This window comes from Pseudomonas sp. S150 (assembly GCF_004526365.1).
GTDB classification, from domain to species: Bacteria; Pseudomonadota; Gammaproteobacteria; order Pseudomonadales; family Pseudomonadaceae; genus Aquipseudomonas; species Aquipseudomonas putida_A.
Window position 1 is genome coordinate 973,516 of record NZ_CP038207.1, and the last position, 13,726, is coordinate 987,241.

Genomic DNA, 13,726 nt, shown 5'->3' on the forward strand with positions numbered 1-13,726 from the left:
GGGAGCGGTGTGTCAGAACAGGCGGGCGAGCAGGGCGGTGACGGCGGTTTCGACGCGCAGGATACGTTCGCCCAGTTGCACCGGTTGCAGGCCGGATTTGCCCAGCAGGTCGATTTCGTAGGGAATCCAGCCACCTTCGGGGCCGATCGCCAGCGTTACCGGTTCGCTCAACGCACGTGGGCACGGCGGGTAATTGCCGGGATGGCCGACCAGGCCGAGGGTGCCTTCGCTGATCGCTGGCAGACGATCTTCGACGAACGGTTTGAAGCGTTTCTCGATGATGATCTCCGGCAGCACGGTATCGCGGGCCTGTTCGAGGCCGAGGATCAGGTTCTCGCGAATCGCTTCCGGCTCGAGAAACGGCGTCTGCCAGAAGCTCTTCTCGACCCGGTAGCTGTTGACCAGAATCACCTTCGACACGCCCATGGTCGCTACGGTCTGGAACACCCGTCGCAGCATTTTCGGGCGGGGCAGGGCCAGCACCAGGGTCAGCGGCAGCTTGGCCGGCGGTGGTTGATCGAGGATGACGCGCAACTCGGCCTCGCCAGCCTCGAGGCGCAGCAGTTCAGCCGAACCCATCAGTCCGTTGATGCGCCCCACGCGCAGGCTGTCCCCGACTTCCGAGCGATGAACTTCCTGCATGTGGGTCAGGCGCCGGTCACGCAGCACGACGCGGTCGGCCGCGATGAAGTCGGCCTCTTCGAGCAACAGCAGGTTCATGCCTGGGTCGCTGGCGGCTGGTCGTTGTGATCATCGGCCGGGTTTTCGTCCGGGCGTTCGCGCTTGCTGATCAGGCCGCCGAACAGAATGCCGATTTCAAACAGCATCCACATCGGTACCGCCAGCAGGGTCTGCGAGAAGATGTCCGGCGGGGTGAGGATCATGCCGACTACGAAGCAGCCGATGATCACGTACGGGCGGATCTTCTTCAGGTATTTGACGTCGACCACGCCGATCCACACCAGCAGCACCACGGCCACCGGAATTTCGAACGCGACGCCAAAGGCGAAGAACAGCGTCATCACGAAGTCGAGGTAACTGGTGATGTCGGTCATCATTTCCACGCCGGCCGGGGTGGCGGCGGCGAAGAACTTGAAGATCAGCGGGAACACGAAGTAATAGGCGAACGCCATACCGGTGTAGAACAGCAGGATGCTCGACACCAGCAGCGGCACGGCGATGCGCTTCTCATGCTTGTACAGGCCCGGCGCGATGAAGCCCCAGATCTGATGCAGGATCACCGGAATCGCGAGGAACAGCGAGACCATCATCGTCAGCTTCAGCGGCGTCAGGAACGGCGACGACACATCCGTGGCGATCATCGTCGCGCCGACCGGCAGGTACTGGCGCAGCGGCGTCGAGACGAAGGTGTAGATCTGCTGGGTGAAGGCGAACAACCCGGCGAAGATGATGAACACCGCCGCCACACAACGCAGCAGGCGGGTGCGCAACTCGGTGAGGTGCGATACCAGCGGCATGTGCTGGTCGTTTTCAGGGAGATCGCTCATGGGGCTCGCGGCGGCAGTGTTGGGTCGTGAGGCGCGGGTGTAATCGGCGCGGCGTTTGGCGCAACGTGTTCAACAGATGGTTCCACGGCGGCTTGCGCCGTTTCTGTCGGAGCTACAACGGCAGCAGGTGCTGGTGGCGCCGTCGCGGCAGCAGGGCTGTGAATCGTCTGCTCACCCACATGCTCAACCGGCGTCGGCTCCTGCTGAACCGGCGTGAAAATCTTCCGCGCCTCCTGCTCCAGCGACAGAATGTGCTCGTTGTGCAGTTGCCGACGGATCTCGTCGGCACCGATTTCACGTTCAACTTCCTGTTTGATCGCGTTGAAGCTGCGCTTCAGCCGGCCGACCCACAGGCCGGCGGTGCGCGCAGCGCCCGGCAGACGCTCGGGGCCCAGCACCAGCAGGGCGACGAGGCCGACGAGCAGCAGTTCAGAGAAGCTGATACCAAACATTTGTCAGTCTCACACGTCTTTGCGGATCGGCTCTTCGACTTTCTGCGCCTGCACGTCGATGGTGTGCGGCGGGTTGGCCTGAGCGGTGGCCTGCGGCTGCACCGGTGGAACGGGCTGCGCAGGCGTTACGGTCGGATCGGCGGCCGGTTTTTCGTCATCGTTCATGGCTTTACGGAAGCCCTTGATCGACTCGCCGACGTCGGTGCCGAGGTTTTTCAGTTTCTTGGTGCCGAACACCAGCACCACGACTACCAGAATGACGATCCAGTGTTTCCAGTCAAAAATGCCCATGTTGCTGTTCCTCTCTAAAAATTGTTCAGGCGGACGGACGCGAGGCTTTCTCGACGTGTCCGGACAGACCGAAGCGACGATCCAGTTCATCCAGCACGGCCTGCGGATGCTGCCCCAGTTGGGCGAGCATGACCATGCTGTGGAACCACAGGTCGGCAGTCTCGTAGATCACATCGCTGCAGTCACCGCTGATGGCAGCGTCCTTGGCGGCAATAATGGTTTCGACCGACTCTTCGCCGACTTTCTCCAGAATCTTGTTCAGGCCTTTGTGATACAGACTAGCTACATATGAGCTGTCGGCCGCTGCGCCTTTTCGCTCTTCGAGCACTTCGGCCAGGCGAGTCAGGGTGTCACTCATGTTTGTGTCCTGCGGAATAGATAGCGTGCGGGTCTTTCAGAACCGGGTCGACTGTCTTCCAGTCGCCGTTTTCGTAGACGCGGTAAAAGCAGCTTTGACGGCCGGTATGGCAAGCGATGTCGCCGATCTGTTCGACCATCAGGATGATCACGTCGGCATCACAGTCCAGGCGCATTTCATGCAGGGTCTGTACGTGGCCGGACTCTTCGCCCTTGCGCCACAGCTTGCCACGGGAACGTGACCAGTAGATTGCACGGTTTTCCGCAGCGGTCAGTTCCAGCGCTTCGCGGTTCATCCAGGCCATCATCAGCACGCGCCCGGTCTTGTGATCCTGGGCAATCGCCGGCACCAGGCCATCGGCGTCCCACTTGATCTCGTCCAGCCAGTTTTTCATCTTCGACTCCGACAGCGAACCCGCACTTCAATTGTCAGGTTCAGGCGTTGAAACAGTGTGCCAGCCGATCAGCGAACTGGCTATCGGCGAACGACCAGATACAAGCCGACTGCCACCATGATGCCCGCCGGCCAATGCCCCAGTTCGTGCAGCGGGCCACCCGCGGCGAGGATCGTGCCGCCGGCCAGATGTGCGCAACCGAGCAGGCGCAGGAACCAGTCGTCCTTGCGTTTGTGCCACGGTGGCGGCGGGTCGTAGGCGTGCGGTTGCGACATGCGTTCGAGCAGGTCGCGGGCCATGTTGGCCAGGTGCGGCAGCTGTTCGAACTGGCTCTGCACGTTGCCGAGCAAGGCTTTCGGGCTGACGCGCTCGCGCATCCAGCGTTCGAGGAACGGCTGCGCGGTGTTCCACAGATCCAGATCCGGGTACAGCTGACGGCCAAGGCCCTCGATGTTCAACAGAGTCTTCTGCAGCAGAACCAGTTGCGGCTGCACTTCCATGTTGAAGCGCCGCGCAGTCTGGAACAGGCGCATCAGCACCTGGCCAAATGAAATATCTTTTAACGGTTTTTCGAAGATCGGTTCGCATACGGTGCGGATCGCCGCTTCGAATTCGTTGAGTTTGGTTTCCGCCGGCACCCAGCCCGAATCGATATGCAACTGCGCCACACGGCGGTAATCGCGCTTGAAGAAAGCGAACAGGTTGCGTGCCAGGTAGTCCTGGTCTTCCGGGGTCAGGCTGCCGACGATACCGCAGTCGATCGCGATGTACTGCGGGCTCCACGGATTGACGGTGCTGACGAAGATGTTGCCCGGGTGCATGTCGGCGTGGAAGAAACTGTCACGGAACACCTGGGTGAAGAAGATCTCCACGCCGCGCTCGGCGAGCATTTTCATGTCGGTGCGCTGGTCGGCGAGGGTCGCCAGATCCGTCACCTGAATCCCGTAGATGCGCTCCATCACCAGCACTTTCGGCCGGCACCAGTCCCAATAGACTTGCGGCACGTAGAGCAGCGGCGAGCCTTCGAAGTTGCGCTTCAACTGGCTGGCGTTGGCCGCCTCGCGCAGCAGGTCGAGTTCGTCGTAGATGGTTTTTTCGTAGTCCTGCACCACGTCCACCGGGTGCAGCAGGCGGGCGTCGGCGGAGACTTTTTCGGCGGCGCGGGCGAGGATGAACAGCCACGCCAGATCCTGGGCGATCACCGGTTTCAGGCCCGGACGGATCACCTTGACCACCACTTCTTCGCCGGTCTTCAGTTGTGCGGCATGCACCTGCGCCACCGAGGCCGAGGCCAGCGGTTCGACGTCGAAACGGCTGAACACTTCGCTGATCTTCTTGCCCAGCTGTTCTTCGATCAGCTTGATCGACAGCTGCGAATCGAACGGCGGCACACGGTCCTGCAGCAGCATCAGCTCGTCAGCGATGTCTTCCGGCAGCAGGTCGCGGCGGGTCGAGAGAATCTGTCCGAACTTGATGAAAATCGGCCCCAGATCCTGCAGCGCCAGGCGCAGGCGCGCGCCACGGCTCAGCTCCAGCGGTTTGCGCGGGAACCAGCGCCACGGCAGCACATAGCGCAGCGCCAGGAGAAACCAGGGCAGCGGCAGCTCGAACAGCAGGTCATCGAGGCGGTAGCGGATCACGACGCGCTGGATGCGCAACAGACGGCGGACGGCAAGCAGCTTCATGCGTTATCGCTTGGGTCGAGGGATCGGGAAAGGCGCTCGAAACGCGCCTCGAGACGTTCCAGATCAAGTTTGATCCGGTCCAGTTCGCTGAATCGCGCTTCGGCTTCGCGCTGCCCGACGAGGGTGCGTGATTCTTCGGCGAGGTATTCGGCGAGGTTCTGGTTGAGGCTGGCAAATCCTTGTTGATACCAGCGTGCGCGGCTGCGCAGGTGACCGCCAATCAGTTGCGTGGCGACCGGTCCGAGCCAGCGCGAGAGTTCGTACTCCCAGTCCAGCTCGAGGTCCTGCAGCACCCCGGCCAGTTCCAGCAGCACGCCGCTGTCACCGTCGAGCTCGACCTCCGGGGCGTGCAGCACCGCGGTCTTGTCTTTGCTCACGGCCAGTTTCACCAGGCTCGAGGCCGGGGCGCGCAGCGTGCAGTCGACGCCGGTTTCCCAGTTCGAGGCGAGCATCAGGCCCTCATCGCTGGGCAGGATGAACAGTTGCAGCGCCGGGCTGCGGCAATCGACGGCAATCACTTTGCCGGTCAGATGCGCCAGCCGCGGCAGCGCCGTGCTGTCGAGACGCAGCACCCGGTTGAGGCCGAGTTCGACGCTGGCGAGCAGCCCGGTGAGCAACATCAGGGCTTGATGCCGCGGTGCAGGGCGACGATGCCTGCGGTCATGTTGTGATAGGTCACGCGGTCGAAACCGGCGTCGACCATCATCGACTTCAGGGTTTCCTGATTCGGGTGCATGCGGATCGATTCGGCCAGGTAGCGATAGCTTTCCGAATCGTTGGTGATCAGCTTGCCCATCAGCGGCATGAAGGCGAACGAGTAGGCGTCGTAGGCTTTCGACATCAGCGCGTTGGTCGGCTTGGAGAACTCCAGCACCAGCAAGCGGCCGCCGGGCTTGAGCACGCGCAGCATCGAGCGCAGGGCGTCTTCTTTGTGCGTCACGTTGCGCAGGCCGAAGGCGATGGTCACGCAGTCGAAATGGTTGTCCGGGAACGGCAGTTTTTCCGCGTCCGCCTGAACGAATTCGACGTTGCCCGACACACCCAGATCCAGCAGACGGTCACGGCCGACCTTGAGCATCGATTCGTTGATGTCGGCCAATACCACCTGACCGGTCGGGCCAACCAGGTGCGAGAATTTTTTGGTCAGATCACCGGTGCCGCCGGCGATGTCGAGCACGCGGTTGCCTGCACGCACGCCAGACAGTTCGATCGCGAAACGCTTCCACAGGCGGTGCATGCCGCCCGACAGAAGGTCGTTCATCAGGTCGTACTTCGCGGCTACGGAGTGGAACACCTCAGCGACTTTTTCCGCTTTCTGGCTTTCCGGAACGTTTTTGAAACCGAAGTGAGTGGTGGGTTCGGCATCGCTGCCTTTGCGCTGATCAGTCATATCGCTGTCACCAAAAGAGAATGCGCGACATTCTAATCCCCAAGCCATGCTTTGTCTTGGAATGGCTAAAGGTAAGATGGGCGACCTTCGGGACGATTTGCCGCAGACGCGGTCAAGATTTACCGTCACCTATTCATCAAGCAGGAGTCATTCGATGGCCAAAATCAGTGTTGAGCGTGCCCACAGCCTGGGCAAGGAAGCCGCCCGCGAGAAGGCCGACAAGCTGGCGCAGAAACTCTCCGATCAATATGGCCTGGAGCCGCAGTGGTCGGGCGACACCCTGAACCTCAAGCGCTCGGGCGTGAAAGGCGCGGTGCATGTGGCCGACGACTCGATCCGTGTCGACGTGGAACTGGGCATCATGATGTCGGCCATGAGCGGCATGATCAAAGCCGAGATCGAGAAGGCGCTGGACAAAGCGCTGGTCTGATTTCTGCCGGAAATGAAATTTTCCTGTGGGAGCGGGCTTGCTCGCGAATGCGGTGCAACAGTCGACATTTCTCGTGACTGGTACATCGCATTCGCGAGCAAGCCCGCTCCCACATTTGTTTGGTGGTGCTCCCGCTGTTTATGTCAGTTGTTAGGGTGCCGTTTCTAATTTTTCTCCCTACTTTGTGCCTGAGCCCGACACATCTGCGGGCAGTTCCTCAAACCTTCTGCGCGTGAGGTGCACCATGGCCAAAGTCATTCTGAAGAAAAAAATCGACGCTTCGACTTCTGCTCTGAGCGACGTCAAATCCTATGCCCGCAAGATCTGGCTGGCAGGCCTGGGTGCCTACACCAAGGTCGGCCAAGAGGGCAGCGACTACTTTCAAGAGCTGATCAAGGCTGGTCAAACTGTTGAAAAGAAAGGCAAAAGAGTCGTCACCGAAAAACTCGAAGCCGCCAATGCCGAGATCGACGAAGCCAAGGATGAGGTCAGCTCGTTCAAAGGTCGCGTCGAAGTTCAGCTCGACAAGGTCGAGAAGGCGTTCGACTCCCGTGTAGCAAGCGCCTTGAATCGTATCGGCATTCCGTCTAAACATGACGTTGAGACACTCTCTGCTAAGCTCGATGAGCTGACGGCATTGCTCGAACGCGTCGCGCGTAAATCTTAAGGAGAACGGGATGGCTGGTAAAAAGAACACCGATAAAGAAGGCAGCTCGTGGATTGGGAAAGTCGAAGACTACTCCCGCAAAATCTGGCTGGCTGGTTTAGGCGTGTACTCGAAGATCGACACTGACGGCAGCAAGCTCTTCGAGTCACTGGTCAAAGACGGCGAGAAAGCCGAGAAGCTCACCAAGTCGGCAGTCGGCAAGAAAGTCGATGCCGCCAAGGATTCCGCTTCTTCGGCCAAGTCGCGCATCAGCGGCGTGAAAGATCGCGCACTGGGCAAGTGGGACGAGCTGGAAGGGGCTTTCGACAAGCGCCTGAACAGCGCGATTTCGCGCCTGGGTGTGCCTAGCCGCAATGAAGTCAAAGCGCTGCACAGCAAGGTCGAGACCTTGACCAAGCAGATCGAGAAACTCACCGGTCTGAAAACCCAACCGGTCGCGGCGAAAACCGCAGCGGCCAAACCGGCAGCCAAAACCGCCGCCAAGCCACTGGCTAAAGCGGCTGCGAAACCAGCTGCCAAAGCTGCGGCCAAGCCAGCGGCAAAAACCGCTGCCGCCAAGCCTGCTGCTAAAACGGCCGCTGCCAAACCAGCCGCCAAGGCTGCCGCGAAACCGGTTGCTGCCAAAGCGGCTGCGAAACCTGCGGCCAAGTCCGCGGCCAAACCAGCCGCCAAGCCAGCAGCGAAAACCGCTGCCGCGAAACCGGCTGCCAAACCTGCGGCCAAACCGGCTGCGGCGAAAAAACCGGCAGTGAAAAAACCGGCCGCGCCGAAGGCCGCTGCTCCGAAGCCAGCTGCACCCGCAGCAGCCAAGCCAGCCACCCCGGCAACCCCGGCCAGCGCGTCGAACTCCGCCGCTGCACCGACTCCGGCAGCCACCCCGACTGCTGCATCGACCCCGTCGACGCCAACCAGTCAGTCCTGATTTTTCAGGGCAAAACAAAACGCCCGGCCTGTGAAGGTCGGGCGTTTTTGTTTGTGCTTTTAAAAGCTTACCCTCACCCCAGCCCTCTCCCCGAGGGAGAGGGGGCCGATTCGGGGATGCTTCAGCCTTACACCGACCTGAAAGTGTCGTATTGAATCCATAATCGACTGGATTCTTCAGGTCGCCGTATCGCGTAAGACAATAAGGTCAGTCCCCTCTCCCTCTGGGAGAGGGTTAGGGTGAGGGGCTCTTGATTTCATTCGTGATCTTCGAGGTATTGCAGGGCCATCCGCTCCGTCGCCACTTTCACCGGCGGCAGCAGATGCGGCGCCACCAGCATCATGATCTGGTACACCACCAGTTTGACCTCACCCTCGCGATCGAGAATCCGCTGATAGTCCAGCGAGAACAGCAGGGTCAGGGTGATCTGCTCCACCAGTTGCCCCAATGCCTGGGTATCACTGACCAGTTGCCCCGAAGCCTTCAACCGCGCCAGCAAGGACGCCAGCGTACGCTTGAGCGCGTTGAGCAGGTTGCGGATGCCCTTGGCCAGTTTCGGCAGGCGCCCGGCGAGGTTCGACAGGTCCTGGAACAGAAACCGGTACTGCGCCAGGCGCTCGACGATCAGGTGCAGAAACAGCCAGTAATCCTCTGGCGCCAGCTCGGCATCCGATGGCGGATCGAGCAGCGGCGCCAGTTCGTTCTGGAAGCGTTCGAACAGGCCGAGAATCAACGGCTCCTTGCCGTGAAAGTGGTAGTAGAGATTGCCGGGGCTGATCCCCATTTCGTTGGCAACTTCCATGGTGGAGACGTTGGGCTCACCCTTTTCGTTGAACAGTTGCAGAGCACATTCGAGAATCCGGTCGCGGGTTTTCATCCAGTCTTCTTAGAAAAGTTCGGTTAAGCGTCAGCGCACATGCACGTAGGTGCCGGGTGCTGCCTCCATCGGTGGATAGTTCGGGTTGCCGAGGGTAAACGTGGTTTCGTGCTGCGTGCCGGAGCGCTGCTGAATCCATTCCAGCCACTGCGGCCACCAACTGCCGTCAACGCGTTTGGCGTCGTAGTACCAGGCGCGCGGGTCGCTGCTCAGCTTGCCGTTCTCGACGTAATTGGCTTTCGGGTTGCTCGGCGGGTTGAGGATGCTTTGCACATGACCACTGTTGGACAGTACGAAACGTCGCTCGCCACCGAGCAGCAGGGTCGAGCGGTACACCGCGTCCCACGGCGTGATGTGGTCGTTCATGCCGGCCACGCTGAAGCTGTCGACGGTGACTTTCTGCAGGTCGATTGGCGTACCGCAGACTTCCAGGCCACCCGGGTGGGTCAGCGGGTTGTGCTTGAAGAAGTCCAGCAGGTCGCCGTGGAACGCGGCGGGCAGGCGGGTGTTGTCGTTGTTCCAGTAGAGAATGTCGAAGGCCGGCGGCTCCTTGCCGAGCAGGTAGTTATTGACGAAGTAGCTCCAGATCAAATCGTTGGGCCGCATCCAGGCAAACACCTTGGCCATGTCGCGACCGTCGAGCACGCCTCGCTGGTAGGAGCGGCGTTTGGCCGCTTCGATGGTCTGTTCGTCGGCGAACAGGGTGGTCGGGGTCTCGATCTCACTGTCGAGCAGGCTGACCAGATAGGTCGCACTGGAGATCCGTCGCAGTTGCCGTTTCGCCTGCAGATGACCCTGCAGCGCGGCGATGGTCAGGCCACCGGCGCAGGCACCCATCAGATTCACCTCGCGCGCGCCGGTGATCGCCCGGCAGATGTTCATCGCTTCTTCCACCGCTTCGACGTAGGTCGAGAGGCCCCATTCCCGGTGGCGTACGTCCGGGTTGCGCCAACTGATCATGAAGGTCTGCAGGCCGTTTTTCAGCGCGTACTGGACAAAGCTGTTCTGCGGGCTGAGGTCGAAAATGTAGTACTTGTTGATTTGCGGCGGCACCACCAGCAGCGGCTTGGCGTACTGCCTTTCGCTCATCGGCTTGTACTGGATCAGCTCCAGCAGCTCGTGGCGAAACACCACCGCACCGGTGGTGGTGGCGACGGTCTTGCCGACTTCGAAAGCCTGCTTGGTGACCTGACGCGGCAGGCCATCGTTGTGCAGCAGATCATCGAACAGATGGCTCAGGCCGCGCACCAGACTCTGGCCGCCGGAATTGAACAGCTCCTTGACCGCCAGCGGATTGAGCAAGGTATTGGAGGGCGCGACGGCATCGTTGAGCAAGGTGAACGCGAAGTGCGCGCGGGCGCGGTCGTCCTCGCTCATGCTGCTTTCATCGATCCAGCTCTTGACCTGTTTCTGCCAGGCCAGATACGCCTGCAGGCTGCGCCGGTAGAACGGATTGAGGCTCCACGCCGGATCGGCGAATCGCGCGTCCTGCGGGTTGGTCGGGTGCAGGGTTTCACCGAGCAGCACGCGACCGAGCTGGCCGCCGAGTTTCAGCGCGTGTTTGGCACTGTGGAGCGGGTTGCGCAGACCGTGGGCGGCGACGCTGCGCAAGGTCGAGAGCAAGTCCCGCCCACGCAGGCCGGTCATTGCACTTTGTGCATTGATGAACACGGCGGGACTGGGCACTACGCCCGTCGCAGGTTTGTCGCGCATGACTCAACACTCCTTCGTCTTCAGGTCAAAAACAAACTCACCGAACCAGAACACCATAGTCGCTGTTACGGGTTGCTGCCTGCGCGGCTTCCTGCCGCGCACTTTGTTCAAAACCCTGCATAAAGCCTGCCGCCGTGATTTATCCGCCCAGCGGGGTCGGGTGCGGGTGCATCACGGCGCGCTGTCGTTCCTCCTCAAGGAATTTCATGATGATCGGCGCCACGGCTTCGGCGCGGGTGATCAGGAACAAATGACCGTCGTCGATGATGTGCAACTGGGCGTTGGGGATGCGCCAGGCGAGCATGCGCATGTTGATCAGCGGGATCAGCGGATCGTCGTCGCCGGCCAGCACCAGGGTCGGCTGATGGATCTTGTGCAGCCAGTGAATGCTGGTCCAGCCGAGGCCGGCGAACAGCTGCCAGTAGTAACCGAGCTTGCCCGCCGAACGCACTTTCGCCGCATGGCTGGCGGCCAGGGTCGGGTCGCGGCGGAACGAGCCGCCGTAAATCAACGGCGCAATGCGGATCACGTGGGACGGCTGGATGTAGCGCCGGGGGCTGGCCATCATCCACAGCACTTTCGGCTTGCCCGGCACCATGAAGGCGCCGGCCGCAGTCGCTGCCAGCACCAGTTTCTTGCAGCGTTCGGGGTAGTCGTGGGCGAATTGCTGCGCCAGCGCGCCGCCCCACGACACGCCGATCACGTTGACCTGACCGTAGTCGAGGTAGTCGAGCATCCGCGCCGTCAGCTTCGCCAGCCCGGGAAAGCGATAAGGCCGGTTGGGCGTCGACGAGCCGCCGACACCGGGTACGTCGAAGGCGATCACTTCCAGATCCGGGTCCAGCGCCGCGACGAACGGAAACACCAGCTCCAGGTTGGCACCGATGCCGTTGAAAATCAGCAAGGGCGTCAAATGAGGCTTGCCGGGGCGTACCGCGGTGCGGAGGGTCTGCCCATCCAGATCGACGGTACGGAAAATGAACGGTTGCGGCATGCTTCAGGCCCTGTGGGTCAATCTCAATATCACCTCCAATCCCCTGTGGGAGCGGGCATTGTGGCGAGGGGATTTATCCCCGATCGACTGCGAAGCAGTCGCACACCATCAAACGCGGAGAATCATAGTTGCCGCGATTGCAGGTTTTGGGGCCGCTGCGCGACCCATCGGGGATGAATCCCCTCACCACAAGCCCGCTCCCACAGGGGGATGAGGTGTGTCAGTTACCGCTCATGAACGTAAGTGCCCGGCGATGCTTCACCTGGCGCGTACGCCTTGTTGCCGAGTTTGGTTGGTGCTTTTTTCAGATTACCCGAGCGTTCAGCCTGCCACGCCTGCCAGTACAGCCACCAGGAATCGGTGTGCTTGGTCGAGTTCTCTTGCCATTCGTCGGCATTGGCGGCCATGCCTTCGCTGGTCATATAGCGCGATTTCGGGTTGCCCGGCGGGTTCAGGATGCTCTGGATGTGCCCGCTGCTCGACAGCACGAACTCGACCTTGCCGCCAAACAGCTGCGCCGACTTGTAGCAGGACTTCCACGGGGTGATGTGGTCGTTGGTACCGGCCAGCGAGAAAATGTCGGCGGTGACCTGCTTGAGGTCGATCGGCGTGCCGCACACTTCCAGTGCATTGGGGCGGATCAGTGGGTTGTTTTTGAACATCTCGATCAGATCGCCGTGAAACGCGGCCGGCAACCGGGTGGTGTCGTTGTTCCAGAACAGGATGTCGAACACCGGCGGCTCGTTACCGAGCAGGTAGTTGTTGACCCAGTAGTTCCAGATCAGGTCGTTGGGGCGCATCCACGCGAAGACCTTGGCCATGTCTTTGCCTTCGAGCACGCCGGCCTGATATGAGTGACGTTTGGCGGTCTCGAGGGTCTGCTCGTCGACGAACAGGGCGACGTCGCTGTCCAGGGTGGTATCGAGCACGCTGACCAGCAGGGTCAGGGCGTTGACCTTCTTTTCGCCGAGGGCGGCGTAGTGGCCGAGCAGGGCGGTGCAGGTGATGCCACCGGAGCAGGCGCCGAGCATGTTCACGTCTTTGCTGCCGGTGATTGCGGTGACCACGTCGACTGCTTCTTTCAGCGCATCGATGTAGGTCGACAGGCCCCACTCGCGCTGGGCCTTGGTCGGGTTGCGCCAACTGACGATGAAAGTCTGCACGTTATTACGCAGGCAGAAGCGCGCCAGACTCTTGTCCGGGCTCAAATCGAAAACGTAGAACTTGTTGATCTGTGGCGGCACCACGAGCAGTGGCCGCTCATGGACCTGTTCGGTGATCGGCTTGTACTGGATCAGCTCCAGCACGTCGTTGCGAAACACCACCGCGCCTTCGGTCACGCCAAGGCTCTTGCCGACCTCGAACGCGCCCATGTTGACCTGGCTCGGCATGCCGCCGTTGTGCACCAGATCCTTGGCCAGATGCGAGAGGCCATCGAGCAGGCTTTTGCCGCCGGTCTCGAAGAAGCGTTTGACCGCCGCCGGGTTGGCGGCGGTGTTGGTCGGGGCCATGGCTTCGGTCATCAGGTTGATCACGAAGTGGCCGCGCGCGATGTCTTTGGGTGACAGGCTGCTGTCGTCGATCCAGGAATGGAGCTCCTTGCGCCACGCCAGGTAAGTTTGCAGATAACGTTTGTAGAGCGGGTTCTGACTCCACGCCGGATCAGCGAAGCGACGGTCATCGCTGGCCGGTTGCAGTTCCGATTTGCCGAACAGCACGTTCTTCAGTTCGAGACCGAAATGGGTCACGTGCTTGACGCTATGGATCGGTTGTTTGATGGCCTGGGTCAGCACCATTCGAGCAGAGGCCAGCAGATCCTTTCCGCGCAGCCCAACGACGGGATTAAGCCCCAGGGTATTTTCCGAGGCTTGGTACTTCAGGTCATCGTTATTCTTGTTACTCATCTACGACGCTCCATTGTCCTGAGACGAGTACCCGGTTTCTGCTGTGCAGTTCCACAGCGAATGCCAGGTACTACTGCTCGGGTGACCGTTAATTCTGCATAGCTGCTTTACAGTCGTAGAGCACTGCAGGGAACTTGCCAG

The 13,726-nt window shown here is 60.9% G+C and carries 16 protein-coding genes; 3 read left to right on the top strand and 13 right to left on the bottom strand.

Annotation, left to right across the window (positions count from 1 at the left end; translation table 11 throughout):
* Window positions 1-12: 12 nt before the first annotated feature.
* From E3Z29_RS04510 to ubiE, 9 genes are all read right to left on the bottom strand, one after another.
* Window positions 13-720, bottom strand: coding sequence for a 16S rRNA (uracil(1498)-N(3))-methyltransferase (locus E3Z29_RS04510; RefSeq protein WP_134785237.1), 708 nt, complete (start codon window positions 718-720; stop codon window positions 13-15).
* Complete coding sequence (gene tatC, locus E3Z29_RS04515; RefSeq protein ID WP_134785238.1) at window positions 717-1,508, bottom strand: twin-arginine translocase subunit TatC; 792 nt, start codon at window positions 1,506-1,508, stop codon at window positions 717-719. Before tatC ends, E3Z29_RS04510 begins: the two co-directional genes overlap by 4 nt.
* A complete protein-coding gene (tatB, locus tag E3Z29_RS04520; protein ID WP_134785239.1) occupies window positions 1,505-1,960 on the bottom strand; it encodes a Sec-independent protein translocase protein TatB in 456 nt (151 codons plus the stop codon). The genes tatC and tatB overlap by 4 nt, the downstream gene beginning before the upstream one ends.
* 9 nt (window positions 1,961-1,969) lie before the next feature.
* Window positions 1,970-2,251, bottom strand: a complete 282-nt coding sequence (locus tag E3Z29_RS04525; protein WP_003220847.1) for a twin-arginine translocase TatA/TatE family subunit — start codon at window positions 2,249-2,251, stop codon at window positions 1,970-1,972.
* 25 nt (window positions 2,252-2,276) lie between these two features.
* Entirely contained in the window at window positions 2,277-2,609 is a 333-nt protein-coding gene (locus E3Z29_RS04530) for a phosphoribosyl-ATP diphosphatase (RefSeq protein WP_007909355.1), read from the bottom strand.
* Entirely contained in the window at window positions 2,602-3,003 is a 402-nt protein-coding gene (gene hisI, locus E3Z29_RS04535; RefSeq protein WP_003220851.1) for a phosphoribosyl-AMP cyclohydrolase, read from the bottom strand. The genes E3Z29_RS04530 and hisI overlap by 8 nt, the downstream gene beginning before the upstream one ends.
* Window positions 3,004-3,083: 80 nt before the next feature.
* The gene (gene ubiB / locus E3Z29_RS04540; protein ID WP_134785240.1) at window positions 3,084-4,688 is read right to left on the bottom strand and encodes a ubiquinone biosynthesis regulatory protein kinase UbiB; all 1,605 of its coding nucleotides are present in this window, start codon (window positions 4,686-4,688) and stop codon (window positions 3,084-3,086) included.
* Entirely contained in the window at window positions 4,685-5,308 is a 624-nt protein-coding gene (locus tag E3Z29_RS04545) for an SCP2 domain-containing protein (protein WP_134785241.1), read from the bottom strand. The genes ubiB and E3Z29_RS04545 overlap by 4 nt, the downstream gene beginning before the upstream one ends.
* The gene (ubiE, locus tag E3Z29_RS04550) at window positions 5,308-6,078 is read right to left on the bottom strand and encodes a bifunctional demethylmenaquinone methyltransferase/2-methoxy-6-polyprenyl-1,4-benzoquinol methylase UbiE (RefSeq protein ID WP_007961779.1); all 771 of its coding nucleotides are present in this window, start codon (window positions 6,076-6,078) and stop codon (window positions 5,308-5,310) included. Before ubiE ends, E3Z29_RS04545 begins: the two co-directional genes overlap by 1 nt.
* 154 nt (window positions 6,079-6,232) lie before the next feature.
* Between ubiE and E3Z29_RS04555 the strand changes: the two genes are divergently transcribed.
* From E3Z29_RS04555 to E3Z29_RS04565, 3 genes are all read left to right on the top strand, one after another.
* Complete coding sequence (locus tag E3Z29_RS04555; protein WP_003220859.1) at window positions 6,233-6,508, top strand: polyhydroxyalkanoic acid system family protein; 276 nt, start codon at window positions 6,233-6,235, stop codon at window positions 6,506-6,508.
* 244 nt (window positions 6,509-6,752) lie between these two features.
* Window positions 6,753-7,175 (top strand): phasin family protein, encoded by a 423-nt coding sequence (locus tag E3Z29_RS04560; protein ID WP_027611299.1) that lies wholly within the window; start codon window positions 6,753-6,755, stop codon window positions 7,173-7,175.
* 10 nt (window positions 7,176-7,185) lie between these two features.
* A complete protein-coding gene (locus E3Z29_RS04565) occupies window positions 7,186-8,097 on the top strand; it encodes a phasin family protein (RefSeq protein WP_098966799.1) in 912 nt (303 codons plus the stop codon).
* Window positions 8,098-8,353: 256 nt separating this feature from the next.
* On the opposite strand, the gene E3Z29_RS04570 is transcribed toward E3Z29_RS04565, so the two are convergent.
* The 4 genes from E3Z29_RS04570 to phaC (E3Z29_RS04585) form a co-directional block, all read right to left on the bottom strand.
* Complete coding sequence (locus tag E3Z29_RS04570; protein ID WP_027611301.1) at window positions 8,354-8,974, bottom strand: TetR/AcrR family transcriptional regulator; 621 nt, start codon at window positions 8,972-8,974, stop codon at window positions 8,354-8,356.
* Window positions 8,975-9,004: 30 nt separating this feature from the next.
* Window positions 9,005-10,687 carry a class II poly(R)-hydroxyalkanoic acid synthase gene (phaC, locus tag E3Z29_RS04575; protein ID WP_134785242.1) on the bottom strand — a complete coding sequence of 561 codons (1,683 nt, stop codon included), beginning with the start codon at window positions 10,685-10,687 and terminating at the stop codon, window positions 9,005-9,007.
* A 139-nt stretch (window positions 10,688-10,826) separates the two neighbouring features.
* On the bottom strand, window positions 10,827-11,681 hold the full coding sequence (phaZ, locus tag E3Z29_RS04580; protein ID WP_027611303.1) for a poly(3-hydroxyalkanoate) depolymerase: 855 nt from the start codon (window positions 11,679-11,681) through the stop codon (window positions 10,827-10,829).
* Between the two features lie 224 nt (window positions 11,682-11,905).
* The gene (gene phaC, locus E3Z29_RS04585; RefSeq protein WP_027611304.1) at window positions 11,906-13,585 is read right to left on the bottom strand and encodes a class II poly(R)-hydroxyalkanoic acid synthase; all 1,680 of its coding nucleotides are present in this window, start codon (window positions 13,583-13,585) and stop codon (window positions 11,906-11,908) included.
* Window positions 13,586-13,726 lie beyond the last annotated feature (141 nt).

What these genes read in the sequence shown, in the direction of transcription:
- E3Z29_RS04570 (WP_027611301.1), bottom strand. Translation starts at nt 8,974, where the DNA reads ATGAAAACCCGCGACCGGATTCTCGAATGTGCTCTGCAACTGTTCAAC.
- phaC (WP_134785242.1), bottom strand. Translation starts at nt 10,687, where the DNA reads ATGCGCGACAAACCTGCGACGGGCGTAGTGCCCAGTCCCGCCGTGTTC.
- ubiE (WP_007961779.1), bottom strand. Translation starts at nt 6,078, where the DNA reads ATGACTGATCAGCGCAAAGGCAGCGATGCCGAACCCACCACTCACTTC.
- E3Z29_RS04560 (WP_027611299.1), top strand. Translation starts at nt 6,753, where the DNA reads ATGGCCAAAGTCATTCTGAAGAAAAAAATCGACGCTTCGACTTCTGCT.
- E3Z29_RS04565 (WP_098966799.1), top strand. Translation starts at nt 7,186, where the DNA reads ATGGCTGGTAAAAAGAACACCGATAAAGAAGGCAGCTCGTGGATTGGG.
- E3Z29_RS04555 (WP_003220859.1), top strand. Translation starts at nt 6,233, where the DNA reads ATGGCCAAAATCAGTGTTGAGCGTGCCCACAGCCTGGGCAAGGAAGCC.
- E3Z29_RS04525 (WP_003220847.1), bottom strand. Translation starts at nt 2,251, where the DNA reads ATGGGCATTTTTGACTGGAAACACTGGATCGTCATTCTGGTAGTCGTG.
- E3Z29_RS04510 (WP_134785237.1), bottom strand. Translation starts at nt 720, where the DNA reads ATGAACCTGCTGTTGCTCGAAGAGGCCGACTTCATCGCGGCCGACCGC.
- E3Z29_RS04545 (WP_134785241.1), bottom strand. Translation starts at nt 5,308, where the DNA reads ATGTTGCTCACCGGGCTGCTCGCCAGCGTCGAACTCGGCCTCAACCGG.
- phaZ (WP_027611303.1), bottom strand. Translation starts at nt 11,681, where the DNA reads ATGCCGCAACCGTTCATTTTCCGTACCGTCGATCTGGATGGGCAGACC.
- ubiB (WP_134785240.1), bottom strand. Translation starts at nt 4,688, where the DNA reads ATGAAGCTGCTTGCCGTCCGCCGTCTGTTGCGCATCCAGCGCGTCGTG.
- hisI (WP_003220851.1), bottom strand. Translation starts at nt 3,003, where the DNA reads ATGAAAAACTGGCTGGACGAGATCAAGTGGGACGCCGATGGCCTGGTG.
- phaC (WP_027611304.1), bottom strand. Translation starts at nt 13,585, where the DNA reads ATGAGTAACAAGAATAACGATGACCTGAAGTACCAAGCCTCGGAAAAT.
- tatB (WP_134785239.1), bottom strand. Translation starts at nt 1,960, where the DNA reads ATGTTTGGTATCAGCTTCTCTGAACTGCTGCTCGTCGGCCTCGTCGCC.
- E3Z29_RS04530 (WP_007909355.1), bottom strand. Translation starts at nt 2,609, where the DNA reads ATGAGTGACACCCTGACTCGCCTGGCCGAAGTGCTCGAAGAGCGAAAA.
- tatC (WP_134785238.1), bottom strand. Translation starts at nt 1,508, where the DNA reads ATGAGCGATCTCCCTGAAAACGACCAGCACATGCCGCTGGTATCGCAC.